The organism is Sphingomonas sp. GW821-FHT04B01 (genome assembly GCF_059420425.1).
In genome coordinates this window covers 1-588 of record NZ_JBWKTR010000040.1, presented here as the reverse complement: position 1 = coordinate 588, position 588 = coordinate 1, and the positions used below count along the sequence as shown (strand labels likewise).

Sequence of the window (588 nt, the reverse complement as noted above, 5' to 3'; positions counted from 1 at the left end):
CGCCGAATTGATCCGCTACATTGCGGAGGTGGAGCAGTTTACCGGCGTATCCGGACCGGACGACTACCCATGGGACGCCACCCGTCGCTATGCCTATCCGCCGGTCGCGCGCAACGCCGCGGCTGACGCAATGGCCCGCGGCTGTGCGGCGGTCGGCATGACCGCCACCGATGCGCCTGCCGCCCTGGTTTCACGCGATCGGGACCAGCCGCACTGGGGGCAGCGTCAGGCCTGCGTCAATTGCGGCACCTGCCACCAGGGCTGTCGGACCGCGGCGAAGACCAGCATGGATACGACCTACCTGCCGCTTGCCCTCGCGCATGGGACCGAGATCCGTGCCGGGGCGCGCGTGGTGTCGTTCGAGTTCGACGGCAGCGGACGGATCAGCGCAGTCGTGTATCGACAGGACGGCGAGGAGCACCGCCAGCGTTGTTCAACGGTCTTCCTGTGCGCCGGCGGGGTCGAAACACCGCGGCTGTTGCTCAATCTCGGCATCGCCAATTCAAGCGGCCAGGTCGGCCGCAACTTCATGGCGCATGTCGCGACACAGATCTGGGGCCGGTTCGACGCCGACATGCGGATGAACCG

The 588-nt window shown here is 67.3% G+C and carries 1 protein-coding gene; it reads left to right on the top strand.

Annotation, left to right across the window (positions count from 1 at the left end; all coding sequences use genetic code 11):
• Positions 1 to 588, top strand: a 588-nt coding sequence (locus AC07UH_RS21510) for a GMC family oxidoreductase N-terminal domain-containing protein (protein ID WP_495182216.1), incomplete at both ends; no start/stop codon positions are given.